Genomic DNA, 25,863 nt, shown 5'->3' on the forward strand with positions numbered 1-25,863 from the left:
CTCGAGGCTTTAAGCCAAAGTTCTATTGATCAATTTCCTTAACATGTTCAGGGCAGTGACACTGCCGTACTGAATATTCACACTTCTTTGTCCCATAAAAAGAAACTTCCTGGCGATGGTCCCCTCCGGTCCGCTCACGGCTATCCAGATGGTTCCGACAGGTTTTTCTTCTGAGCCGCCGCCGGGTCCGGCAATGCCGCTCGTGGCTATGCCATAGGTGGTATTCATCAGTTTCCTGACCCCTTCTGCCATTTCAGTAACCGTTTGCTCGCTTACTGCCCCGAAATTCTCCAGTGTTTCCTGTTTTACCGAGAGTACGTTCATCTTTGCTTCATTGGAATAACTCACAACACCTCCCATAAAGTATGCCGAACTGCCTGAAACTGACGTAAAAAGATGGGAAAGATATCCACCGGTGCAGCTTTCGGCGACAGCAACGGTCTCATGGTTTTCTGTCAGAATAGTCCCTAGCGACTCTTCAAGTTCCTGGTTATCAAAACTATAAATAAACTCAGCAATGATCGGTCTGAGTTTTTCCGCCTGTGCGTCAATATCGTCAGCCAAAACCTGAAAATCATCTCCATATCCTGTCAGACGCAGTTTTACCTGTCCGAAAGACGGCAGATAGGCCAGTTTGATATGTGAAGGGAGACTGTCTTCCCAGTCGCTTATCTTTTCAGCGAGAAATGACTCGCCGATACCAATGGTACGGATGATCTTGTGGGTGATAATAGGTGTTTTGAAATATTCCTTCAGTCTCGGGATGACCTCGTAAGTCATGAGGTATTTCATTTCATTGGGCACGCCCGGCATCGATACGATGATCTTGCCTTCATGCTCAAACCACATTCCCGGGGCAGTGCCTGTTTTATTAGGTAAATAGGTACACTTCGATGGAATGGCGGCCTGCTGCCTGTTGATTTCTGTAAATTCACGGCCGCGTTTTTCAAAAAAATCCTTGATGAATGCCTCGGCTTCCTTATTGATCACCAGTTCATCATTGAAATAGGCTGCCAGAGTATGTTTGGTAATGTCGTCTTTGGTAGGTCCGAGTCCGCCGGTAAAAAACACCACGTCGGCTCTTTTTAAACTTTCGTTGAGTACATTGACAATATCTTCTCGGGTATCACCGACTGAGGATTTTCTGACGGTTTTGATACCTATTTTATCGATTTCGGCACTGATCCACTGCGTATTTGTATCTGTAATCTGGCCAAACAGAATTTCATCTCCTATGGTAATTACTTCTGCGTTGATGAGCTGCATTAATTAATATCCTTTTTTGTATTACTATTTAGGCTAAATTTGCGTTCTAGTTGAAAACGCGTTCGAAGTTCTCTAAATATTAGGAGAATTCCAATTTATGAAACTTTATTAAATCAATTTAATTATCAAAATGAAAAGAATTTTTGTTTTTACACTTCTTATCTCAATGACACTATCTTCATGCGGACAAAAAATTAATTTCGGTAAAATCCTCGACGAAGTATCAAAAAGCACACAGGGAGGTCTTTCACAGGGCGAAATTGCAGCCGGACTTAAAGAAGCTCTCCAGGTGGGTATCAATCTCGGGGCTGACAAAGCCTCACTTACCGACGGTTATTTCAAAAACCCGAGGATCAAAATTCCATTCCCTGAAGATGTAAAGAAAATTGAAACCACACTCAGAAACGTAGGTCTTGGCGGAGAGGTGGACAAGTTTGTACTGGCCCTGAACAGGGGAGCCGAAGAAGCCGCCAAAGAAGCCAAGCCCATCTTTATTTCTGCCATCAGGCAAATGACCATCACCGATGCCATTAATATCCTGAAAGGCGAAAAAGATGCTGCTACGCAGTTTTTGAAAAGAACGACTTCTACCCAGCTGGCTGCGGCTTTTGAGCCGTCGGTAGTCAGGGCTCTTGAAAAGACCCAGGCCAGCCGTTACTACACAGACCTGGCAAATGTGTACAATAAAGTGCCTTTCGTGACCAAAGTAAACCCGGATCTTAAGGGTTATGCCACTCAGAAAGCCATTGACGGATTGTTCCTGCTTGTAGCCGATGAAGAGGCCAAGATCAGGGAAAATCCTTTGGCAAGAACGACGGAATTGCTGAGAAGGGTTTTTGGGAGTATATAAGGAGCATATAAGGAGAAAGGAAAACGCCCGCCCGGCCTGACGTATGTCGGACGGGGAGAAAAGAAGATTTACTGAGATTCCTTTAGATAAGCCCCGGCTGGTGCCGGGGCTTTTTTGTTCTCTGGACCTGAAGGCCCGGGACATAAGTGGCGGGGTGCAGGTCACTCTCTCGTTAAAATTTCTGAGAAAAGAACTAAAATTTTGATGGGCCGGAAACTTTATTTTCCGGTTTGGGCTTATCATTAAATATTAAATTTATTACGGACAATACGGGGCGATTGCCTAATTTTGCACCAAATTTATAATTATGACAAAATCAGAAATACATTTTACAGTAGAATTGGACGAACAGAGGGTGCCGGAGAAAATTTTCTGGGACGCTACTGAAAACCCTAACGAAGGGATCAATGAAACCAAAGCTATATCAATCAGTGTATGGGATCATTACCACAGGGGTTTGCTGGGAATCAATCTATGGACTAAAGATATGCCGGTGGATGAAATGAATCATTTTGCCATAGATGTGGTAGGAAACCTTTCGCAAATGCTGAAGGATTCAACTAATGACCAGAAAATTATCGAAATCCTGGAGAGAGCAGGTAAAGAAATGACATTGCACCTGAACGAGGAAGCAAAGAAAAACTAAGTCATGTTTTCATAAAAAAGTCACCTGAGGATATCGGGTGGCCTTTTTTTATGCTATTCAGCGAGCTTATTTGTGATACTCTCTCAGAAAATCCCCTTTAGGCAGCCATTCCAGTTCGGTAGTGTCCTGGTTGAAATAATATACCCAGGCCAGGAAAGTCTCCCCTGTTTTGGTTAAAGTCACTTCAGAAGTCCTTCTGACATATTCAGAGTGATCAGGATCCATAGGATAGAATTCCTCATAAGTATCCAGGAAATTAAACAACTCGTCAGGGTTCGTCAGCTTGTACAGTTCGCCCTTCACCACATAATTCTCGTCCGAACCGCAGGGCGTGACTCCGGGATAATAATCAACCATATAAAGCTTGCCTTTCATGGTGGCTTTGCCCATCAGTTCCGCATAAGTCTCCAGGTATTTATGGCTGTCCAGCTTACCGTAATCACTTAATAATGTACCGTATACAAATATATACTCCGTTGCTTTCTTATCTTCCATTCCAATTAAAAATACGTTTCAATGACTAATCTGGTTATTGAGGCCGTCTAAATCAAAGGCAATTCTAAGGTTTTTTCGGGCATTCTCAAAATTTCCGAGGCGATAATCGACCTCTGCCAGTAATCTTAACAATTCAGGGTTCCTGTCTAGGTGTAATCTTGATGCTTTTTTCAGTTCGAAGCAGGCCTTTTGCCACTGCTGAAGATTATAATGGCTTTTGGCTTTGTAATAATATCCTTCTCTTACGGTAGAGTCCAGGCGGATGCATTGTTCAAAAGCGGCCAGGGCTGCTTCATAATTTTCAAAATGATAATGGCACTTGCCCAGGTACAGATGCAGGTAGGCAATCTTAAGTGTCTGCCCGGACCGGCTTTCAAAAAACCGGAATGCTTCAGCAATTTTACCTTCATTATACAGCTTTATCCCTTCTATGATCGGCTTGCTGGCCATTTCTTCTTCGGTTTCGGTAAAAGAAAAATTACCCATGAGCCAGCCATGGATAAAACTCGGAACCAGAAACAGCAGCAATTCCATTGTTACAAAGCGTTAAGCTCTTCCTTTAGTTTTTTGGTCAGACCGGCAGCTACCAGGTCATAAGATTCCCTGATGAGCTCATTCAGCAAACTGATCTTTACCGGCGATCTTAAATCCACAGAATTCCAGTGGGTCTTACTCATGTGATAAGCTCCCGCGATGAAATCATATTCAGCCCTGAGTTCTATGTTTTTCTCCGGCGTATTTTTAAGGCTGATCCTCTTGTCTTCACCCGTTAAAGGCATCAGGCAAAACATCTTTCCCATCACTTTGAAAACCAGGACATCGGGACCGAAAGGCAACTCTTCTGTGACGCCCTTAAAACCAAGACAATATTCTCTGACTTGTTCGATGTCCATCAGATTATCTGGTAAAAGCCCTGACAATCAACACAATGATACAAACCAGGAACATAATGATGGAAATCCTGTTGATTCCATGCATCAATTTGAGGTTGGTGCTCACCGGGTATTTCCCTTCAGTATCTTTTTTGAAAACCCTGAGAAAATAAGAGAATACAGGGGCTATTTTTAAATACGACAAAAACTTTTCCATACTATTTATCAGTTCATCATTTCTTCCATCAATTCAGGCTCATTCCATTTCCCATCTTCTTTGATGAGTTCAATCAGCTCGTCTACGGCATTGGCCGCCACCACAGATCTTTTGACCACTTCCTGGCCACGGTATAACGAAATTTTATCCTTTCCGATTCCCACATAACCATAATCCGCATCGGCCATCTCACCGGGGCCGTTGACAATACAACCCATGATCCCGATTTTCACACCTTTGAGGTGGTCAGTTCTTTTCCTGATCATCGCGGTGGTTTCCTGCAGGTCAAAAAGCGTACGTCCGCAAGACGGACAGGAAATATACTCTGTTTTTGACATCCTGGTCCTGGCCGCCTGTAATATCCCGAAAGCCGTAGAATTATAGCTTTTTGTCAAAGCCAGATGTTCTTCGCGGTTCAGTCCTGCGGGAATTTCCAGGAGAATCCCGTCACCAAAACCATCAACGAGCACCCCTCCGAGGTCAGTAGCAGCAAAAAGCTGGAAATCACTCAGATCCAGTTTTTCATAACCCGCTCTCAACACCACCGGGTTACTGATGCCATGATTGACCAGTTCCACAAAAAACCTCCTGATATCGGTCATGGGAAGGCTTCTTGATGATTTCAACGCCAAAACCAACTTCGAAGTGGCTTTAATCTTAGTAATCAGCTCAGGAACCAGCTCATCGGTATTCAGGAAAAGGAAATTGATGTCAGCATGCAGAACAGGATCGCTGAGCAATTGTTCTTTTGTCAGCACCGGAATTTTATGCGTTTTATCTTCCTGGTTCAGCCAGGTATTATAATTCAGACATTCCTTCAGCCCGTTGGGAAGCATATAAGAGATCGGGGTATCGCCGGAGAAAACATAATCTGTTCCCAGGTCATTCATTCTCCATTTATCCGGTAGCGGCAGGTAAAAATGCCCCACCGGTTTCAGATCATCTATTTCGACGTCTTTCAGTCCCGAATAATCCGAAACCACCCTCGGCACATTCAGTCCGCCGAAATTACCGACTTCATGTACTTTTCTTTTCTGATACTGAAACGGGTCAACGGGATAGTGATCAAAAGCAGGGACCGCCTCCAGTTTTTCCGCTCCGGTGTAACGGTCAATCAGCGACCGGGCCACAGGGGCTTCAAATTCAGGGTCTTCTGTCAAGCTAACCCTCACGGTATCTCCCAGCCCGTCTTCCAGCAAGGTACCAATACCCATGGAAGACTTGATCCTTCCGTCCTCCCCTTCCCCGGCTTCTGTAACGCCCAGGTGCAGCGGATACGGTTTCAGTTTTTCTTCATCCAGTCTTTTCACCAGCAAACGGTAGGCTTCTACCATCACCTGCGGGTTCGACGACTTCATGGAAATAACGATATTGAAGTAATTCTCATCTTCGCAAATCCTCAGGAACTCCAGGGCCGACTCTACCATGCCCACCGGCGTATCCCCGTAACGGCTCAGGATCCTGTCGGACAGTGAACCGTGGTTGGTACCGATCCTCATGGCAGTGCCGTATTCTTTACAGATTTTAACCAAAGGCAGAAAACGCTCCCTGATCCTCTCCAGCTCATGCTGATAAGAGGCGTCTGTATAATCTATGACTTCAAAGCGTTTCTTATCGGCGTAATTACCCGGATTGATCCTCACCTTTTCTACGATCCTGGCGGCCAGTTCGGCAGCGTTGGGCGTAAAATGTATGTCCGCCACCAGCGGAGTGGTATATCCTCTCTTTCTCAGTTCATTTTTGATATTGTCGAGATTCTGGGCCTCTTTCACGCTCGGGGCGGTGATCCTGACCAGCTCACAGCCGCTTTCGATCATCCTGATGGTCTGCTCTACAGAACCCGGTGTATCCATGGTGTCGATCGTGGTCATGGACTGAACCCTGATCGGAAAATCTGATCCCATGCCCAGTCCGCCGATATTTACCTGGTGGGTTTTTCTGCGTGAATATCTGAACAGCGAATCACAATATGTTGGTATATAACTCATTATGAATTAATTATGAAAATCATTTTTCAGTTGACAAAATTACGGTTTTAAACAATACAATGGTCTAAAAACTTGCAAAGATTGAGTGGCGACGCATGAGATGAATACAGGAAAAAATAGTCAGAATCAAGGGCTTTCCTTCACTTACTAACAAGAAATAGAGGGATTCTGTTTGAAATATATTAATTTTGCCGCTTAGATGATGAAAATGACAGAGGAAAGCATAGCGATTCAGACAGGTCTTCCGATCATGGAGGCTTTTTACACACTACAGGGTGAAGGTTACCACTCGGGCAAAGCCGCCTATTTTATCCGTTTGGGAGGCTGCGACGTGGGCTGCGTGTGGTGTGACGTCAAAGAATCGTGGGATGCCTCGCTGCACCCGGTGCAGCAACTGGACGAAATCGTGAACGCCGCCCTGGAGTTCCCGGGAAGGCTGGCCGTCATTACAGGTGGAGAGCCCTTAATGTACAACCTTGACGAGCTCACCCTGGCTTTAAAAAACAAGGGTTTCCAGACCAATATCGAAACTTCCGGTGCCCACCCTTTCTCGGGTCACTGGGACTGGGTTTGTTTTTCTCCTAAGAAATTCAAGAAGCCCGAACCTGAAATATATGAGAAAGCGGACGAACTGAAGGTGATTATTTTCAATAAATCCGACTTTGCTTTTGCCGAGAAATATGCTGCACTGGTTAACCCCGATTGTGTTTTGCTGCTTCAGCCTGAATGGGACAAGCAAAGCCAGATGCTTCCCCTGATCATAGACTACGTCAAAGCCAATCCGAAATGGAAGGTGAGTCTGCAGACGCATAAGTTTATGGAGATCCCATGATTTAAGGAGAAAGCCCGCCCGGCCTGGGGGGCACGTCGGACAGGGAGGACGGACTACGAATCGTTATTCTTTTATGGTTTTTCTGTTACCTCTATCCACAGCCATTTGTTTCTCCAGAATGTCAGCAGCATAATACAGGAGAACATCATTTCGAAGATCATCAGGGTTAAAAAGCCGGCGATTTTCGAGCCTGCGAAGAGATTACTCAGCACTACAGAAATCAGCAGAAGCACCGGGGCAAAAGAAATGAATCTATGAATCAGTTTATTGGCACTTACCTTTATTTCTGAATTACTTCCCAGGTTCTGATCCAGCTTGAGTTTATTAGAACCGCACCACATGATTTTTGCCTGCAGGGTTTTAGATCCTTCCAGGTCAATGACTTGTCCCTGTCCGTTGGCCAGTTGAAGAATTTCCTTTCCGTCAGCTACAATGGCATAATTAAATTTCCTGTTGTACCACTCTTTGAGTCTGGTGATTTTTATCCGGGACATCTCTCAGTTGTTTTGTATTTTCAAGATCAATTTTCAATCTATATAAAATTACTACTATAACCCTTATTTCCAAATGATTATTCAATTTTAATGAGAAAAACTATTCAAAAAGAACCGTTTTCCATTTATCTGTTTCAGCGTATTCTTTAATAACCGCATTCCTTTCCGACAACAATCGCGTCATATAACGGGTAAGCATAATGCTGTTGAATAGTTCTCCGAAAATATTGAAAGGCGTTTCAAAACTGAAAACATCTTCCATAATTACTTGGTCTCCGTTCAGCACAAAAAAATGGTCATGTGAAAAGCTTTTAAAAGCTCCTTCTACCATCTCATCTCTGAAATGAAATGGTTTCTCCAAAGCCGTGATCCTGGCTGTCAATCTTTGCCTCACTCCGAAATGAGTCGCTTCCCAGGTTACAGAATCATTAAATCCCATCAGACCTTTCATAACACCACCGACTACCTTTTCACGACTGGAAGAAGTAGATATCTGATGCAATTCCACACTTCTTGACAGATCAAAACATATGTCAATGTCAGATTTTATTCTTGTCTGGAGTTTGATGACGGGCATATTAAGAATTGAATTACGTATTTATGCTATCACCCCAAACCCCTCAGAATCTCCAGCCCTTCCTCCCACTTTCCATAACCCGACGCAGCATTGATGTGTCCTGCATTTCCCAGGTTGATGAATTCAGAACCCCATTGTTCAGCAAAGTATTGGGCCCTTTCAAAAGAAACCCAGATGTCGTCTTCACTCGCGACTACGACGGTTCTAAATTTGAATTTCTCCTTAGGAATCGGGGCGAAACCTTTGGCCGGAAAAGCATCTTTGTATTGAGGAGCCTCAAGGTCGCTCGGGGCTACCAGCAAGGCTCCTTTAACGATTTTCCCTGTCTGCTTTGCCCAATGAGCAATCGTGGCACAGGCCAGGCTGTGGCCGACCAGCACTACGTTTTCAAGATCGTAGTCCTCCAATGCCTTATCGATGGTGTCGACCCAATCCTGACAGAGCGGGGCGTCCCAGTCGACCTGGTTGATTCTTGTAAAATGTTCTCCGGATTGTTCAAACCAGGTCTGCCAGTGCTCGCGTCCGGAGTTGCCTAATCCGGGTAAGATAAAATAATGGGTCATATCAGATAATGCTTTCTGCAAATCTATGCTTTTGAAGGGACAGATTGGCAGGACATAGCGGATAAAATTTATAGCTTTTGAAACACTACTTCTGTTATGCGGGTAAAAAAGCCAAGAAAGCGACAAGACGAATATGTCGCCCTTACAGGGCTTTGCTTTCCTTTCGGTTAATTCACGGTTAACGATGTTTCGCCCCCAAGGGGCTGTCTTTTTGTCGGGCCCGGGCTTGCAATAGCTCCCCATAATCACTCAATCATTCAATCACTCCCGCCCGGGCAAAGCCCAGGTCGGGCAAGCATTCACTCACTCAATCATTCAATCATTCAATCAATCACTCCCGCCCGGGCAAAGCTCAGGTCGGGCAAGCATTCACTCCCGCCCGGGCAAAGCCCAGGTCGGGCAAGCATTCAATCATTCTATCCCTCAATACTCTTCACCGGATTCATCAGGGCAGCTTTGACAACTTTATAACTCACGGTCAATAGCGTGATGACAAGAATAGCTAAGCCTCCCGAAGCCATGATCCACCATTGCAGACTGATGCGATAGGCAAAGTTATTGAGCCAATGGCTCATCACGTACCAGGACACCGGGGCAGCAATGAGGAAGGCAATAACAACAAGCACAAAAAACTCTTTGCCAAACAACAAAATGATACTATCCACTCCCGCCCCCAGCACTTTCCTGATGCCTATTTCCTTTCTCTTTTGGGTCACCATAAAAGAAATCATCCCATACAATCCCAGGCAGCAGATCAGGATCGCGACCATCGAAAACGTTCGGATCAGGCTCGTCAGTTGTTGCTCCTTCTCATAAAACCGGGCGATTTGCTGATCCACAAACTGGTAACTGAATACCTCATCCGGATAAACTTTCTGCCAGGCCGCCTGCACATTGGCAAGCGTCCGGGTAACATCCTTTGTGTTCATTTTAACTGCCACCTCTTTGTACAACTTCGGGTTAGCAAAAATCGCACAGGGCTCCACCGCCTCCTGCAGAGACTTCAGATGGAAACTCTTCACCACCCCCACGATTTTACCCTTGAAACCCGAATTCCCTTCTTCCAGCTGTCTGCCTAATATTTCCTGCGGATTCCTGAAGCCCACTTTTTTCATGAATTCCTCATTGACCACAAATTCAATCAGCGAATCACGAACCATGAAACTACGGCCGGCCAGCAATTTCATCTTATAGGTCTCCAGGTAATGCTCATCTCCGAAGCGGTCGCGGATCACGAATTTCTCCCAGTCCTTGCGATTGTCAAACCTGACTGATCCGCCATAACCCATCGAGGAAGTCGGGGCTTCGTACTGGAAGGTGACGGAACTTACATCAGGGTATTGTTGCCATTCGTTTTTCAGTGACTGCTTCACCTGCCAGTCTGAAGCTGTTTTAGGCAATGTAACGGTAATGACCGCCTGCTGGTCAAAACCCAGGTCAGCACCCCGGAAAAATTTCAACTGCAACATCAGCACCAGGCTGCCGATCACCAGCACCTGGGCAATGACCAGCTGTGTGGTGATCAGCGAGCGACGGAGACCGATGCCCCCGGCCTGCATCAGGGCCGCCCTGTTTTTTAAAGCTGCCACCGGGTTAAATCCTGAAACAATGACCGCCGGATAGAATCCCGCCAGCAGAATCACCACCACCAGGCTTATGAACCAGAACAACAACAATTCCCATTGCAGCAACATCCCCGCCTCAAAAGCCCGGGTATGGGTCCAGTTGTTCAGCACAGGTAATAAAAGTAAAGTGAGGACAAGAGCCACCACCGCAGCCGAGGTAGCCAACAAGGCCGTTTCATTCATAAACTGCCAGAATAGTTGTCTTTGTGTACTCCCCAGCACCTTCCGTATTCCGATCTCCTTTGAACGTTTCAGAGCCTGGGCGGTAGCCAGGTTTACAAAATTGATACAAGCGATGATCAACAGGAAACACCCTACTCCCGCCAGGATCCACAGAACAGAGCGGCGTATTTTTCCATCATATTTTTCATCAAAATGTACATCTGCGAGTGGCTGAAGCTGGTGACTGTAATATTTCGCGATCTCCCCGTAGTATTTCTGCCCGTTAGCCCTGATCTGTTTTTCGGTTTCAGCGGCCCGCCCGGGGCTTGACAGCTTAACGAACGTAGCGTTTTTGCCGCTTAACCAATGATAATTATCAAATTCATAAGAAGGCTCCACCATTTTGAGTGTCGGAAGAGAAATATAAATATCAAAATTCAGGTCGGTAGGCAGCTTTTGATTTTTCAGCACCTCTGTCACCCGCAGGTTATGGGCGTTGTTCAGCTTCAGGATCATGCCGTTGGCTTCTTTTGTTCCGAAATACTTTTCCGCTATCTCCTCACTGATCACCACCGTACCCGGTTCATTCATGACACCTTTCCCTTGTCTGCCTTCAAAGGCAAACATTTCCATAAAACCCTGATCAGCAAACACCACGTTTTCCTTTTCTATAAACCTTTTCACTCCCCCACCCTGTTGAGATGACAAAGTCGCATCCGGGAATTTCCTGATCATTCCCGCCTTTTCCACCGCTGTATAATCATGAGAAAGAGACACCGTCAGCGGTAAGGACGAGCCTGTGCCGTACTCCGTGCCTTCATCCAGCAACAGATCAAGCACTACCCTGTAAATCCTGCTGGAATCAGGATGATGTCTGTCGGTTTTCCAGTGAAACTGCAGAAACAGGAATATCAGGATAGTCCCCGCCATACCCATACTTAAACCAATGATATTCAACAAGGTATAGGTTTTATTCATCCTGAGATTACGTAAGGCTATTTTGAAGTAGTTTTTGACCATGGCGGTTATGATTGAATGATGGAGAGCGAATTTAAGAAGATAAAATGTCAGTTGCAGTGACGCAAAGAGCTAAACCATTGATTTTTAACATGATTTAACACACTGGCCTATATCTGCCGGGGTAGAGGACCTAAATCTATCCTGTCAATCCTGAAATCCTGTCAGATACATTATAGATTCGCCTCACTGCAAGTATGATTCGCCTCACTGCAAGTATGATTTGCCTCGTTGCAAGTATGATTCGTCTCGCTGCAAGTATGATTTGCCTCGTTGCAAGTATGATTCGTCTCACTGCAAGTATGATTTGCCTCGTTGCAAGTATGATTTGTCTCGTTGCAAGTATGATTCGTCTCGCTGCAAGTATGATTTGCCTCGCTGCAAGTATGATTTGCCTCGTTGCACGGAGGAACATACCGACACGAGCGGGTCTGTAAATGAAACTGTGTCAAATTACCTGAGATATTTCTCAGATGGAAAGGGAGGAATGATCCTGAACCAAACGCCGTTTGAGAGAAATAAGCCCGGTGACTTTTTAGTGACACATAAAATTTTTATCTTCGTTTCATCAGCCTTAAACTCCTCTAATGAAAAGAAAACTACTCGCCTTTGCGGCCATTTTAGCCCTCACTGTATCCTGCAAAAAGGAATCTCCCCGTCAGTTAAGTCCTGAACTTCAGAAAGCCCTCTCGGATTTTGAATTGATGGATGGCTTCGAAATTGAGCTGTTTGCCGCCGAACCCCTGGTACTGGACCCTGTGGCCATGGAGGTGGATGAAAACGGCGATATTTATGTGGTGGAAATGCCGGGCTATCCGCTGGATCTTTCCAATTCCGGTAAAATAAAACTATTAAAAGACACTGACAAAGATGGTTTTCCGGACAGCTCCATCGTTTTTGCGGAAGGGCTGAAACTACCCAACGGCATCCAGAAATGGAAGAAGGGTGTGATTGTCACAGATGCTCCCGATGTCCTGTATCTCGAAGACACCGACGGCGACGGCAAAGCCGATAAAAAGGAAGTCATGCTGACCGGATTTGCCCTTTCCAATCCGCAACATAACCTCAACACGCCGCGTTTTGAGGCCGACAACTGGATTTACCTGGGCCATGAAGAAAACGTCACCCCGTTTACCTTCACCAAAGAATTCGGCGATGAAGGAACCGACATCACCTGGCCGCAACTCAAAGGCAAAAAAGCCCTCGGTAAAAATGCCGACAGCAAGATGGTGAGGTTTAAACCGGATACTTTTGAGGCAGAAGAACTGTCAGGTGCCACCCAGTTCGGGCATACCCGCGACGCCTGGGGCCACAGACTCTACACCAGCAATGCCAATCACCTTTTTCATGAAGTCATAGGAGCCGAATACCTGAAAAATAACTCCAACCTGATCCTATCCGGTGTGGTAGAGTCGATTCCTGACCATGGAGACGCCTGCGAGGTGTTTCCTATCACAGAAAACCCCAACCATCAGCTTCTGACTGATGTAGGCGTAGTGACCTCTTCCTGTGCCGTCACCTGGTACCTCGGCGGGGCTTTTGGCGACGAGTTCAAAAACGTGACTTTTGTGGGTGAACCCGTACACAATCTGGTGCACGCCGACGTGATTGAGGATGCCGGGGCTACTTTCAAGGCGAAGCGGTTATTGGAAAAGAAAGAATTTCTGGCGTCTAAAGATCCCTGGTTCAGACCTGTCAACTTTTACATTGGTCCGGATGGAGCCCTGTATGTGATTGACTATTACCGCCAGTTGATCGAACACCCGGAATGGATGTCTGATGAAGTCAATAAATCAGGAGCTCTTTATAACGGCAAAGACAAAGGGAGAATCTACCGGATTACCAAAAAAGGAACGGATGCAGCCAATTGGGCCAATCAGCTGGACCTGGGAAAACAATCCACTGAGGCCCTGGTAGGCTTACTTGACCACAGCAACATCTGGTACAGAAGAACAGCCCAGCGTTTACTTTTCCAGGGAAAAGATGCCTCGGCAGCAGGTCCCTTGAAAAAACTACTTGCCAACCCGAAACACGACGAATCAAAAATACATGCCCTCTGGCTGCTCAATGATCTGAAAGCCCTGGATAAAGCGACTCTTGAGCAGGCTTTGAAAGACCCTGTCGCTGGAGTAAAAGAAAATGCCCTCAAATTATATGAGCAAAATCCGTATCCGGAACTCAGACCCCTGGTGCTGAAAATGGCGGAAGACAAAGACTCTAAACTGGCTTTCCAGGCGATCAATACCCTCGGAAGACTGAATTTGCTGACCGACAGGAAAGTGCTCATCGAAAAAGCCATGGATGACAAATGGCTGGGTGTGGCCTTGCTGGCCGCCTCTGAAAATGAGGAGACCGCCCTTATTTCAGCGGGCATTGAGAAGAATAAACAACAAACCCCCTCTGCGTTTTTCTCTTTCCTGGCTGCCGGCATTGCTAATTCCGGAAACGCAGCAGAAGTAAACAAGCTATTTGAAATACTGAAAACCAATACGCAGCACCCTTCCGTTAATCTTGACCTGGCCAAAGGCCTGCTTAAATTCTGGACATACCAGGCACCCCGATATAATATCTCGGATGTCGCCAGGGAATACCTGTATCAGAACGCCACTACCCTTGACAATGAATACGGAACCGTTTCTGCCGGACTTTTAAGCTACACCGGGCTTCCGCTTTCTTCAAAAAATAAACTCGCGGAAGTAGCTGCAAAAGCTTTTGATCCAAAGGTCAGTCCTGCTATCAGAGCCAATGCACTAAGCATCCTGCAGGCCGCCCGTTATCCGGTTCAAGATGAACAGTTATTAGCTATCCTTGACCAGAAACCTGCAGATCAGCTGGCTTCCCGTGTGGCTACGATTCTCATTAAAAAAGGCAGTACTTCCGACGTATTTGACCAATGGAACAAGCTTCCTGTTAAATCTAAAAACGGGATCATCGACCTGCTCAGCAATGAAAACACCTCCGCCATCCAGTTGCTGACGGCCATTGAAAACAAAAAGATCAATAAAACAGACATAGAATGGCCGAAGACCGTCAACCTCATGAATTATTACGACGAAGCAGTAAGGGCCAAAGCCCGCAAGGTGTTTTCTATCAACGAAGACCGGAAAGCCGTTTTGCAGCAATACCTCACCGCAACGGAACAAAAAGGAGATGCTGCCAACGGTGCCGAAGTCTTTGAGAAAAACTGCACGGTTTGTCATCAGAAAGCCAAAAAAGGCACCGACTTCGGCCCTGACCTCTCTTCGCTGAAAAACAGGAATACCCATTCTATCCTGACGGAGATCATCAACCCGAATAACTCGATCGCAGATAAATTTGACTACTGGCAGGTAACCCTTAAAAACAAAGAAGTGTTATTTGGCATTGTCATCAATGAAAACAACGAATCCCTGACCATCAACCAGATGGGTGGCAACAAACTGTCATTAAAGAAAAGTGAAATCGCCACAAAAGAAAAAATGACATACTCTGCCATGCCTAACGGCCTCGAAAACAGCATTACAGTGAAAGAAATGGCTGATTTGATTGCTTTTATTAAGGAGTGATGGGGTGATGGAAAAAGGTAGAAAGGAAAAAGCATACACGGGCCGGCAATTTTGTCGGACGAGGAAAACGCCAGCCCGGTGTGGCGATTTCGGAGGACACAAAAAAAATGAGTGAATGGCAGACGAGAAGACTATTCTTATTCCGTCAGTCAGCCATTCACTCATTCAATCATTCAATCATTGAACACTGATAATTGAATCAGAAAAGACCTTTGACCATTTCAGTAATACCACCCAGCTGACTCTTAAGCACCGGTTCTGCGGCTTTGCCAGTGATACCGCCTTTTTCCAGCTTACCTACGCTGCCAAGAGCGGTAGTTACCAACGAACCAAGTTTTTGTCCTTCTCCGCCGCTCAGCACCGACATACCGGTCTGTATCAATCCCAGGTTACTTTTCAGTGAAGCGGCTTGTCCGATCAGGCTTGATCCGCTGCCCAGCAGGTTACTTATCTTATTGGCTCCCAGCAACATTTTTACTGTATTGATGATCTTCTCCAGGGCACCCTTCTGAGCCAGACCTTTCTGTGCCAGGGGAATCAGCTTTTTCAACAAGCCTGCCTGATTCAACAACTTCCCGCCAAATGCACTTTTTGTGCTTTTAGCCTCTTCTTCGATACCCGATGCCGCAGAAGTCAAAACTTTTGACAGGTTTTCTTTGTCTCCTTTGGCCTGTAAACTGGTGGCACTGTCCAGCAATTTGATCAGGTCTCCCTGTGCGAACGAAGATTGAACGGCAAACAAACCCAGAACCAAAAGTCCTGATCTCAACAATTTGAACATTTTCATTTTAGTTTTTATTTATGTGAAACGTATGAACGAGGGGTCAAAATTAGCAAATATTTTTTCCATAAAATGCATGATTATCTCAATATGTTTTTGTATTATTACCTTGTTTTGCGTTTAAGTCATGCGTCGCGTACACAATTAACTAATTATAAAACACTTATACCGGACCTGTATCCACTTAATAACAAAACAAAAATCCCGAAAAGTACAGATTTTATTATAATTCATTTAAATCACGCAATCCCTTATGAAAAGAACACTGATTAAAATTGCATGGGGAATTTTATCCTTTTCCCTGATTCTGCAAGGGTCAAAAGACCTGTCGTATCACTTGAAAACAAGACAGGCTAACCTGGCTTGTCTTACCGGGCTGCCTCCGCAAGCGTTTCCTGACAAAATCAAAGTAAGAGACTTAAGTATGAATGTCGGAGATGATCCTTTCCTTATTGAAAAGATGACTTTCTATCCCGTTTTTTCAGAAGACGACAAAAAACGCATAAGGATGATGATGTCGATCCAGGAAATCGCTGCACCTTGTCTCATGGCCTTCAACGAAAACATTTCACAGAAACCGGGCGGTGCCGACTGGATCATAGATGAGGACAGCCTTCTCGTGACTGAAAAAAGCAATGATCTTGCTGTCTTCAAAGCCTTCCTGGTTCTCAGTTTCGGTGTTTTATCCGGAGGGATATTACTGATCAGCTTTATAAGACATCCCAGGGTAAAAGTTGTGGAAGTTCCTTAAGGATGACCATGGCAGAGGGTAGTTTCAGATGGAACATTTTGTGAGGCAGCATTAAACCTCATCCATACTGAACGGCAGCTTTCTTATCCGCTTACCCGTCAAATCAAAAATGGCATTAGTCAGGGCCGGGGCAAAAGGTGGCAGACCCGGCTCTCCTACCCCACCTGCATCTGCATGGTTTTCCATGATGTGTACTTCTACTTCCGGGATATCTGTTATTCTCGGTATGAGGTACTGATGAAAGTTTTGTTGTTCCGTTATGCCATCAGTGAAGGTTATTTCATGAAGAGTTGCAGCCCCCAGGGCCATCACCACTGACCCTTCTATCTGGGCCCTGATGGTATCGGGATTGACATACCACCCGCAATCCATCACCACCCAGACTTTATCTATCTTTACGCCCCCGCTTTCTTTTTTTGACACTTTGACCACATGTGCTGCCGTGCTGCCGAAACATTCTGTCATAGCCACCCCAAAACCCTCATTCTTCCTCCGCTTCTTCCAGTCGGAAACTTCTGCGATTTTATCGATCTGCAGATGAAGCCGCTTGTCTTTCAAATGTTGTTTTCTGAATTCCAGCGGATCTTTCCCGGCTTTGGCGGCCATTTCATCTATAAAACTCTCAAATGCAAACCCATTCGTAGAAGCATATACCGATCGCCACCACATCGTTGGTAGGGGTGTTTCAAAGGGCACGTCTGCAAAACTGATGTTTTTAACCGAGTCAAAATAAGGTTTCAGAAAGCCTTCGGAAGTGCTGCGGTTGGCCACATCTTTACTGCCGCCTCTCCAGTGGTCATTGTTCTGTCCGGCCATCCTGATTTTCATCGCCCTGATTTCGCCGTTTTCTACCACGCCTTCGCAACGGTAAGAAATACCCGGCCGGTAAGGTCCCTGGGTCATGTCATCTTCACGGGTCCAGACCACCTGTACGGGTACACCCATTTCTTTCGAAATAACAGCTGCCTCATGCGGATAATCCATGAAAGCTTTCCGGCCGAAGCCACCACCCAGGAAAGTCATGTTAACGATGATCTTCTCTCTTGGTATTCCCATCTCTCTGGTGATATAATCCTGCACCCATTCCGGAGCCTGTATCGGCCCCCAGATTTCCAGCTTATCCGGCTGGTAATGGGCAATACAGTTCAGCGGCTCCATACAGCTGTGCGACTGATAGGGTGTTTGATACATCACATCTATCTTCTTTCCGGCTCCGGCAATCACCGCACTCGGATCGCCGGATTGACGGAACAACAAACCCTCTTCCTTAGCCAGTGCTTCCTGCTGCCGCTGATAAATCTCCTTTGAGCTTATATGCTCAAACCCGCCGTCGTCCCACTCTACTTTCAGGGCTTTTTTCCCCTGGAAAGCCGCCCAGGTAGAAGTAGCCACCACCGCCACGCCCTCCCGGTAGGTGCTGTACACTCCCATTTTTACCCTGAAGACCTTTTTCACGCCAGGCACTTTCAGTGCAGCTGAGTCATCATAACTTTTCACTTTACCACGCAAACGCGGGTTCCGCTCCACAGCCGCAAAGAGCATTCCGGGAATTCTCTTATCCAGGCCGAATATGGCCTCGCCGTTCACCTTCGCGGGAACATCAAGGCGGGGTAATGGCTTGCGGATCAGCTTGTATTCGGATACTTCCTTCAGTTTAACATGTTGAGGAGGCGTAATTTTAGCAGCCTCTTCTATCAGTACTCCATAGTTCGCCTTTTTACCTGATGAGCCGTGAATCACATGACCGGATTCTGCATAACATTCTGTTTTAGGCACTTTCAAAAATTCTGCCCCTGCCTCTATCAGCATTTCACGGGCAGTGGCTCCCAGCGTGAGCAGGTTTTTGTAAGATCCTCTGACGGTTGAACTCCCTCCTGTCACCTGGCTACCGTATTTCTTATTATCCCCACGGGCAAACACCACATTAACCTCATCCAGACTCACCTCCAGTTCCTCTGCAATGATTTGGGGAATGGCCTGATAAACACCTTGTCCCATTTCCGCCCGGTGGCAGACCAGTGTCACTTTTCCTGCAGTACTGATATACATCCAGGCATTGAGCCCGATACCCAGACTCTCCGCCTCAATGGTACTGATAACAGCCGCCGCATCCGCACGATTATAAACCCCAAGCGAAAAAGCTGAAGTCGTAAGCCCTGATATTTTGAGGAAATTTCTTCTGGATAAATGACTGCTTTTCATGTGTTGCACTGAACAGGTTATTCAAACATACTATTCTAATGTAAAAGTATCCGAATTGAATGTCTTTTCCATTACGATTTTCAAACAGGAGTCTATGTTTTTTTAAATAGTGAGACAATGAAAAATATGTTTAAGGAAACACGTCTTACTTATTTATATGTTTTTTTATCTTACTGTCAAAGTTTTCGGATTTAAAAAACAACATTTTTTTGCCTCTTGTTTTTAAATCGAGGTATCCCATTTTCTCAAGATTTAACAAGTCTGTTCTCGCAGTCTGATAAACCACATTAAACTCTTCCTGAACCTCCGAAATGGTAATGATTCTCTCATCATTATTAAAGATATTCCGCAATATCTCTATTTGTCTTTCATTGATATTTTCATTCTTTATCACATCAAACAGCCGGCTCTTTTCATTTATTTTTTTGCTAATATAGGTCTTAAGACTGCTTAAAGCCTGTTCCATTGATTTTAAGTTGTAATCAATAAAATAGGTCAGATCATTTTCGTCGTATTCAGTATGTAAATATGCCTTGGCATACTGCGTCGGCGATTTCAGTATAATCCTCGAGATGGAAAGGTATTCAATCAGCCAATATCCTTTCGAAATCAGGTACCAGTAAAAAACCGCTCTGGCTGTCCTGCCATTACCATCAAAGAACGGATGGATGTACCCGATTAGAAAATGCAGGATAATTCCCCTGACAATAGGATGGATGAAGGTTTTATCATTCCGGGCATTTGCAAATACACAGACCGCCTGCATCAATTCCTCCAGTTCTTTGTACGTTGGCGGACAGTAGAATATCTCCCCCGAAATGGCATCTACTACATTCACCAGGTCATTATCTCTGAATTTACCCTCATATTGTTCTTTATCCAAGGCATCCTTTGATATAATTGAGTGAATCTCAAGAACCAATTCCACAGATAGCGGCTTGTCCTTCAGTTCGAGTATTCTCTGCATTGTAAGGTAGTTATTCAAGATCATCTGTTCGGAATGATTCCTTGGCTTTCTGTTTGTTCTGAGCATTTCTTTCGCATCTTCCCGGGTCATGACGGCCCCTTCCAACTGACTTGAAGCAATTGCCTCTTCCATGATCGAACTGATCAGGTATCTTTTCTTATCTTCTTTTGGAATTAACGCTGAGCCTTCCAGCACGCCTCCCATGTTGAGATCAAACTCATGCAATTGTCTGTTGATACCCGATGTCTGGTTATATTTAAACACAAATCCATTGATTTCACTGATTTTCAGAAAGTTGATTGATCTGCCTCTTCCCAGCTTTACAAATTTCCAAAGCAACTCAGGTGAAACTCCAAGATCTTTCACTTTGTATTTAAACTTGTCCCAATAGAGGTACTCTTCTTCAATCTCACTTAATTTCCTTTGTAATTCTGTACTTGTAAAGACAAGATTCAAATCGCTGATATCTTTATCAGGATCAATGATGCTGTTCGGAGGTAATTCCGGCTTTTTCATACTACTAATAATTACTAATTGTTATGTAAAATTAGTAATTATTCAATTACATCATAATTTTATTACTAATTCTTTAACAGAATTAGTAGTTTTTAGTAATCACTAAACAACGATCCGGTCAATAGTTTTTAATGAAAGTAAATATTTATAATTACCTTTAATCAAACGATAGAAAACCCCTCATGCAGGCACTCATAGAATATTTCCAGGGCTATATCCCTTTGAATGCAGAAGAAACAAAATTAGTGGAATCAAAAATAACCTTACGCCGTATCAAACGGAAACAGATGATTTTGCAGGAAGGATTTATTTGTAAACATTATTCTTTTGTAGTGCAGGGCTGCTTTAAAATGTATGCCGTTGACGACAAAGGCAATGAACATAATCTTCAATTTGCAGCCGAGAACGACTGGATAGCCGACCTGGGGAGCTTTCATTCACAAAAGCAGAGCAAGCTGTTCATTGAAGCCATTGAGCCTTCCGTTATCCTGCAGATTGAGCAGCAGGACCTGTACTTTCTTTACATCAACATTCCGAAACTGGACCGCATTTTTAAGGTAATCATCGAAAACAAGTTTATCGAATTACAAAACCGGGTTTTACAAAATATCAGCTCCACAGGCCAGCAGCGGTATCTCAACTTCCTGGAGCAATACCCTAAACTGGCTTTACGCTTACCCAACACACAAATAGCTTCCTATCTGGGCATTACGCCGGAATTTTTAAGTAAAATCCGCAAAGAACTGAGCATGCCTCAGTAGTTACCCTTAAACTATGTTAAGGGTATTTATTAAAATAGGTTAAGGGCAGATGGCTCGCTGAGTACCGAACTTTGTATCATCAAATTAATAATACAAACGTTATGGAAAATTCAGCAAACACCAAAGTAGCCGTTATCGGGCTCGGAAATATCGGTCGTGTAGTGGCCGGAAATCTTGCCAAAAACAACCGTCCTGTCATTGTTGCGGACAGAAACCTTGAGAAAGCAACTTTATTAGCCGGACAACTCGGTGACACGGCCCGGCCTCTGTCTATCAGCGACGCCATAAAAGAAGCTGACATTATCGTGATGGCCGTCTGGTTCAATGCCATAAAAGAAATCTTTTACCAGTACGAAGCCCTGCTGGCAGGAAAAATCATCATTGACCCTTCCAACCCGATTGCCCCCAACGATAAAGGAGGATTTGACAAGATCATCGGAGAAAACGAATCGGCCGGATTGATCAATGCCTCTGTTCTGCCTGAAGGTGCAAAACTGGCCAAGGCCCTCGGAACGCTGGGTGCGGCCACGTTGGACGCTGCAGCCAATCAGCAACCTGAATCCTCAGTCCTGTTTTATGCTACTGATGACTTAAGCATTAATGAAGAAGTGGAAAAACTGATTCTTGACAACGGGTTTGTCCCTTTGCGTGTAGGAGGATTGGACCAATCCATCCGTATCGAAGTCTTCGGTGATCTGCATGAATTCGGAGCCCTCGGCAAAGCAGTTACCCTACAGGAAGCAAAAGAGAAGCTATAATAATAACGAACACATTAAATTAAAAATGACCATGACGAAATTTGTCACCACCCTATGCTTCATTTTTGGAGTAACACTCGCTTCCTATGCCCAGACTTCTGCGATAAAAGATTGGGAAAGAGCCAAGGCCTATACCAAAGAATACCTTGACGCAATGCCTGAATCAGGCTATGCCCTAAAGCCAACGCCTGAAATGCGTTCTTTTGCCGAACAAATGCTGCACCTGACCGACGCCAATTACAGTTTCGGACCAGCTGCAACCGGCATAAAAAGCCCCATTGGGATGGGTGAGTCAGAGAAAACAACTGATAAGTCGAAAGCAAATGTTACCCGTCTGGTTTTAGCCGGTTATGATTTTGTGATCGATAACATCACGAAAATGACGCCTTCCCAGTTTGAGGAATCTGTCAGATTGTTCGGCCAGTTTGATATGACAAAAGAAACGGTACTGCTGAAATGTTTTGAGCACCAGACTCATCACAGAGGGCAGACCACCGTCTATCTTCGTCTGGCGGGAGCGAAACCACCACAGGAAAAATTGTTTTAAAATAACCGGTTCATGATTGGAAATGGATGAATACTCCATTTCCAATTTCAAAATTAATAAAGCAGGCTAATGAAAATGCAAAGTAGGATTATGGTAAAACTTATGATTTTTTTTATCTCTCTGACCATAACAAATGTCGTTACTGGTCAAAGAAATGAAACAATTTTTTCTATTCCCGGCGATGGAAACATCTATCTGAACCCTGAATCTGGGTCCGATGCCAACAAGGGTTCAAAAGACCAACCGATTAAAACGCTATTTGAAGCCGCACAAAGAATCAACAGTGCGAACGGTAAAGGTTCTGTTACTGTCTATCTCGCTGAAGGTATTTATGGCCTTGATGCTACTGTTTTATTCCACCCGGTCAACTGGCATTTTTCTAAAACGGAAAGGCTGACCATAAGGGCTGAAATATTGCCTGATGATCCTGAATGGAATCCGGCGAAAATGCCTATCATTATATCAACCATGCCGCTTAATTTCAAACCTTATGGCAATAATGATCCATTCAAAGGGGCGTCCTATGGTATCCAGGTAGAAACTAATTTTGTGACCATTCAGGGGCTAAGGGTTTTGGGCACACCGGTGCATGAAAAACCGGCAGACGGCTTTGTCAGAAGAAATTATCCGATCGTCAGGGAAGGCCGGGACCTGGACGATCTCAGAATAACACAATGTCTGTTTATAGGTGATAAACATGCCGTCCCGAATCACCTGGCAATTCTTGCGAGTGGCCATGGTGTTGTGGTTGATCATTGTGTTTTTTACAATGTTAAAGATGCGGTGGTTTATTGGTTCTCAGACCGCCCTGCGGAGCGTTGTGAGATGCATCATAACCTGGTCGTGGGACATTACGGAGCAGCAGTATGGACCTGGTCAGCAGCTGAAGATTTCAAATTTTACAACAATGTGGTAGGTAACGGTAATATTTTCTGGGTTCTGAACAAAGACGAAAAGCGTTCCTTTACTGTAACAAACTCTATGGTTATCGGAGTTAAAGAGATGATAACCAAAGGAGGCGGCCCGGCAGATTTTGGTTTAAAAGCCGACATAAATAAATTGAAGTTTGCCGAGGGAGTGGTGATTAAAAAAGACGATAACCTGGAAATTGAAGAAGATCAGACCAAAAGAAATTATCTTCACATAAAACCTGGCACCACCGGGTCATCAATAGGAGCAGGGTTGTTTTATATAAAATGATAAGAAAAGAAGCGGGATTATCAATTACGCTATTACTTTGAATAAATAAGGAGTTAATTTAAATGGCCTGGTCCAAAACTTAATTTTCAAATCGTGTGCCTGTTATGAAAAAAGAACCATCATTAATACTAGTATTTTTGCTGATAACATTGACTATCAATGCTCAAAAAATCAGTTTAGAGTCCAAACGCCTTATAGCCAGCCAGGTCACGATGTCTCTTGAGAAGTTCCAAGGCAAAGACGTGGTCAGGGTCGTGAAAGATGCTTCAGTTAAGGAAGTCGATGAAGCCACTTTCGTACGCATAAAAGACCTGGATTTTAAAGATGGGGCTATCAAAGTAAAAGTATTGAGCCGCATGACAAAAGACGCCTCGCCGACCGCCCGCGGATTCATAGGCGTAGCATTCAGGATCAACGAAGACAACACGAAATTTGAATGTATTTATATCCGCCCTGCCAACGGCCGGTCCGATGACCAGGTCCGGCGTAACCACTCCATTCAGTATTTTTCTTATCCGGATTTTAAATTTGATAAACTAAGAAAAATAAGTCCGGAAGCCTATGAATCATACGCAGACATGGGCCTGGATGAATGGATCGATATCAGAATTATCGTAAATGACAAACAGGCCAGGTTGTATCTGAATGACAACAGACAGCCTTCATTAGTCATCAAAGACTTAAAACTGGGTGAAAACGCAACTGGTGCACTCGGCCTGTTCGTAGACGTGGGTACAGAGGGCTATTTCACAGACCTGAGCGTCACGAAGCTATAATCATTTTACTTCTTCTCCATTAACCACCACATTTTTCAAAGTAAACCCTTTGACAATACCCTTATTGACATCTGCTTTCTTAGCCGTTACATTAAGGTTTTCAAAGTGAAAATCAGAGAGGACATCATATTCTGTGGTGGCTACATCGAAGAAGATTTCACAGTCCAGTTTGATGTTTTTAAGCGTGATATGCTCGGAGTAGGACAGCGGCACGTCTTTGCGGCCTTTGAGGTCAAAAAACTGCGTCCACGGCTTTACATAAATCAGGCTGCGGGCTTTGCCGCTTATATTCTCGACACTGATGTATTCATATTTCTGAGGGGTATCAGGACGCATCTTCAGCCATAAGACCCGCTGGGCGTCGTCTACCCTGATATTTCGCATGATCACATTCCTGATCTGTATGGCTTCGCTGCCACAGGTCAGGGCTCCGTGACAGAAGCCAAACTCGCAATCTTCTATGATAATGTTGGCATTGCCGCCATTGTCGGGATCGGTATCAGCAAAAGGGCCTTTACCTCCTTTCAGAGCAATGGCATCATCATTAACGGCCATGTAACAACCCCTGATCAATACATTGGTGCAGGCATCCAGGTCGATAGCATCTGTGCTCGGAGCTTTTACCGGCTGATGCGGCGAGGTGATGCTGACATTCAGTATTTTGACATTGTTACATTTATAATAGTGACTTGACCAGAAACCCGAATTTTTAAGCTTGACATCCTGCACCTGTACGTCATTACTGTTCCAGACTAACAAAAGCCGTGGTCTTGATACTTCCAGGTTGGTACAATTCGGATTTTCTTTTCTCCTTTGCCAGAAAGCCTCCCAATATTTAAGACCATTGCCATCAATACTGCCGTTGCCGGAGATCGTAAAACCGTTTACCCCATATGCGTTGACCAGGGCCGGGAAATAATCCAGGTTCTGACCCTCCATTCTTGAAGGCATGATCGGGTAATCATTGATATCATCTGAACCTTTCAGTTTGCCTTCATCTGATACAAACAGGTGTGTTTTGGGTTTAAAAAACAAAGCTCCCGACATAAAAACCCCTTTCGGAACCACCACTACTCCGCCTGACACAGCAGCTTTGTCTATAACAGACTGGATCGCCGCTGTCTGCACGATCGTACTGTCATTTTTGACGCCGTAGTCCGTCAGCACAAACTGTTTTCCCAGTTTTTCAACCCTGATCTTTTTATAGTCAGAAAACCATTTGGGAATGACGGTGCCGTCCGGAAATTTGTTCCCCTGGGCATCGGCTTTATTTATAGAACCGGAAAGAAGCAGAAAAAGAGCCAGTATTTTATTCATGAGATGGTAATAATGAGATGCATTCAGAAATACAAATATAAACCATGGATCAGAGAGACCCTTCGGTATTTTATGGAAATCCAAGAATAAGAAAAAGATTTACAGAAGTTTTGAATACATTTGCAGCCCGGATCGAAC

24 protein-coding genes are annotated in these 25,863 nt (G+C 44.7%); 10 read left to right on the forward strand and 14 right to left on the reverse strand.

The window, feature by feature from the left end; translation table 11 throughout:
• Positions 1–9: 9 nt before the first annotated feature.
• Positions 10–1,266, reverse strand: coding sequence for a competence/damage-inducible protein A (locus GVN16_RS00870; RefSeq protein ID WP_166561944.1), 1,257 nt, complete (start codon positions 1,264–1,266; stop codon positions 10–12).
• A gap of 130 nt (positions 1,267–1,396) precedes the next feature.
• Between GVN16_RS00870 and GVN16_RS00875 the strand changes: the two genes are divergently transcribed.
• Positions 1,397–2,116: a DUF4197 domain-containing protein gene (locus GVN16_RS00875; protein WP_166561945.1), complete on the forward strand. Its 720-nt coding sequence runs from the start codon at positions 1,397–1,399 to the stop codon at positions 2,114–2,116.
• Between the two features lie 307 nt (positions 2,117–2,423).
• Positions 2,424–2,762, forward strand: coding sequence for a gliding motility protein GldC (gene gldC / locus GVN16_RS00880; protein ID WP_166561946.1), 339 nt, complete (start codon positions 2,424–2,426; stop codon positions 2,760–2,762).
• Between the two features lie 66 nt (positions 2,763–2,828).
• Here gldC and GVN16_RS00885 read toward each other — a convergent pair whose 3' ends face one another.
• From GVN16_RS00885 to ispG, 5 genes are read right to left on the reverse strand one after another with little or no spacing between them, the layout of a single operon-like run.
• Positions 2,829–3,257 (reverse strand): gamma-glutamylcyclotransferase, encoded by a 429-nt coding sequence (locus GVN16_RS00885; RefSeq protein ID WP_166561947.1) that lies wholly within the window; start codon positions 3,255–3,257, stop codon positions 2,829–2,831.
• An 18-nt stretch (positions 3,258–3,275) separates the two neighbouring features.
• Complete coding sequence (locus GVN16_RS00890) at positions 3,276–3,791, reverse strand: tetratricopeptide repeat protein (protein ID WP_166561948.1); 516 nt, start codon at positions 3,789–3,791, stop codon at positions 3,276–3,278.
• A 2-nt stretch (positions 3,792–3,793) separates the two neighbouring features.
• On the reverse strand, positions 3,794–4,150 hold the full coding sequence (locus tag GVN16_RS00895) for an MmcQ/YjbR family DNA-binding protein (protein ID WP_166561949.1): 357 nt from the start codon (positions 4,148–4,150) through the stop codon (positions 3,794–3,796).
• Positions 4,151–4,154: 4 nt separating this feature from the next.
• Positions 4,155–4,346, reverse strand: a complete 192-nt coding sequence (locus tag GVN16_RS00900; RefSeq protein ID WP_166561950.1) for a DUF6728 family protein — start codon at positions 4,344–4,346, stop codon at positions 4,155–4,157.
• A gap of 8 nt (positions 4,347–4,354) precedes the next feature.
• Positions 4,355–6,334, reverse strand: coding sequence for a (E)-4-hydroxy-3-methylbut-2-enyl-diphosphate synthase (gene ispG, locus GVN16_RS00905; RefSeq protein WP_166561951.1), 1,980 nt, complete (start codon positions 6,332–6,334; stop codon positions 4,355–4,357).
• Between the two features lie 199 nt (positions 6,335–6,533).
• On the opposite strand from ispG, the gene GVN16_RS00910 reads away from it, so the two are divergent.
• Positions 6,534–7,166: a 7-carboxy-7-deazaguanine synthase QueE gene (locus tag GVN16_RS00910; protein WP_229243982.1), complete on the forward strand. Its 633-nt coding sequence runs from the start codon at positions 6,534–6,536 to the stop codon at positions 7,164–7,166.
• 71 nt (positions 7,167–7,237) lie between these two features.
• Here the strand turns inward: GVN16_RS00910 and GVN16_RS00915 are convergent, their stop codons facing one another.
• The 4 genes from GVN16_RS00915 to GVN16_RS00930 form a co-directional block, all read right to left on the reverse strand.
• The gene (locus GVN16_RS00915) at positions 7,238–7,660 is read right to left on the reverse strand and encodes a hypothetical protein (RefSeq protein WP_166561952.1); all 423 of its coding nucleotides are present in this window, start codon (positions 7,658–7,660) and stop codon (positions 7,238–7,240) included.
• A 100-nt stretch (positions 7,661–7,760) separates the two neighbouring features.
• Entirely contained in the window at positions 7,761–8,237 is a 477-nt protein-coding gene (locus GVN16_RS00920; RefSeq protein WP_166561953.1) for an SRPBCC family protein, read from the reverse strand.
• Positions 8,238–8,266: 29 nt separating this feature from the next.
• Positions 8,267–8,821, reverse strand: coding sequence for an alpha/beta hydrolase (locus tag GVN16_RS00925; protein WP_229243983.1), 555 nt, complete (start codon positions 8,819–8,821; stop codon positions 8,267–8,269).
• 395 nt (positions 8,822–9,216) lie between these two features.
• Entirely contained in the window at positions 9,217–11,607 is a 2,391-nt protein-coding gene (locus GVN16_RS00930; RefSeq protein WP_166561954.1) for an ABC transporter permease, read from the reverse strand.
• Positions 11,608–12,191: 584 nt separating this feature from the next.
• Here GVN16_RS00930 and GVN16_RS00935 point away from each other — a divergent pair.
• Positions 12,192–15,149: a PVC-type heme-binding CxxCH protein gene (locus GVN16_RS00935; RefSeq protein WP_166561955.1), complete on the forward strand. Its 2,958-nt coding sequence runs from the start codon at positions 12,192–12,194 to the stop codon at positions 15,147–15,149.
• A gap of 199 nt (positions 15,150–15,348) precedes the next feature.
• On the opposite strand, the gene GVN16_RS00940 is transcribed toward GVN16_RS00935, so the two are convergent.
• Positions 15,349–15,930, reverse strand: a complete 582-nt coding sequence (locus GVN16_RS00940; RefSeq protein ID WP_166561956.1) for a hypothetical protein — start codon at positions 15,928–15,930, stop codon at positions 15,349–15,351.
• 253 nt (positions 15,931–16,183) lie between these two features.
• Between GVN16_RS00940 and GVN16_RS00945 the strand changes: the two genes are divergently transcribed.
• Positions 16,184–16,681, forward strand: coding sequence for a hypothetical protein (locus tag GVN16_RS00945; RefSeq protein ID WP_166561957.1), 498 nt, complete (start codon positions 16,184–16,186; stop codon positions 16,679–16,681).
• 51 nt (positions 16,682–16,732) lie between these two features.
• Here GVN16_RS00945 and GVN16_RS00950 read toward each other — a convergent pair whose 3' ends face one another.
• Together GVN16_RS00950 and GVN16_RS00955 are read right to left on the reverse strand one after the other, a co-directional pair.
• A complete protein-coding gene (locus GVN16_RS00950; RefSeq protein ID WP_166561958.1) occupies positions 16,733–18,883 on the reverse strand; it encodes a xanthine dehydrogenase family protein molybdopterin-binding subunit in 2,151 nt (716 codons plus the stop codon).
• A 145-nt stretch (positions 18,884–19,028) separates the two neighbouring features.
• Positions 19,029–20,366 (reverse strand): Fic family protein, encoded by a 1,338-nt coding sequence (locus GVN16_RS00955; RefSeq protein WP_166561959.1) that lies wholly within the window; start codon positions 20,364–20,366, stop codon positions 19,029–19,031.
• Positions 20,367–20,548: 182 nt separating this feature from the next.
• Between GVN16_RS00955 and GVN16_RS00960 the strand changes: the two genes are divergently transcribed.
• The 5 genes from GVN16_RS00960 to GVN16_RS00980 all read left to right on the forward strand — a co-directional run bounded on the left by GVN16_RS00960 (position 20,549) and on the right by GVN16_RS00980 (position 24,408).
• A complete protein-coding gene (locus tag GVN16_RS00960; protein WP_166561960.1) occupies positions 20,549–21,127 on the forward strand; it encodes a Crp/Fnr family transcriptional regulator in 579 nt (192 codons plus the stop codon).
• Between the two features lie 101 nt (positions 21,128–21,228).
• Complete coding sequence (locus GVN16_RS00965; RefSeq protein ID WP_166561961.1) at positions 21,229–21,885, forward strand: NADPH-dependent F420 reductase; 657 nt, start codon at positions 21,229–21,231, stop codon at positions 21,883–21,885.
• Between the two features lie 31 nt (positions 21,886–21,916).
• Positions 21,917–22,432: a DinB family protein gene (locus GVN16_RS00970; protein ID WP_229243984.1), complete on the forward strand. Its 516-nt coding sequence runs from the start codon at positions 21,917–21,919 to the stop codon at positions 22,430–22,432.
• Between the two features lie 102 nt (positions 22,433–22,534).
• Entirely contained in the window at positions 22,535–23,632 is a 1,098-nt protein-coding gene (locus GVN16_RS00975; protein WP_166561963.1) for a hypothetical protein, read from the forward strand.
• Between the two features lie 104 nt (positions 23,633–23,736).
• Positions 23,737–24,408, forward strand: a complete 672-nt coding sequence (locus tag GVN16_RS00980; protein ID WP_166561964.1) for a hypothetical protein — start codon at positions 23,737–23,739, stop codon at positions 24,406–24,408.
• Here the strand turns inward: GVN16_RS00980 and GVN16_RS00985 are convergent, their stop codons facing one another.
• Positions 24,409–25,725 carry a glycoside hydrolase family 28 protein gene (locus GVN16_RS00985; protein ID WP_166561965.1) on the reverse strand — a complete coding sequence of 439 codons (1,317 nt, stop codon included), beginning with the start codon at positions 25,723–25,725 and terminating at the stop codon, positions 24,409–24,411. It lies immediately after the preceding gene.
• Positions 25,726–25,863 lie beyond the last annotated feature (138 nt).

It is taken from the genome of Emticicia sp. CRIBPO (assembly GCF_009905725.1).
Taxonomy (GTDB): domain Bacteria; phylum Bacteroidota; class Bacteroidia; order Cytophagales; family Spirosomataceae; genus Leadbetterella.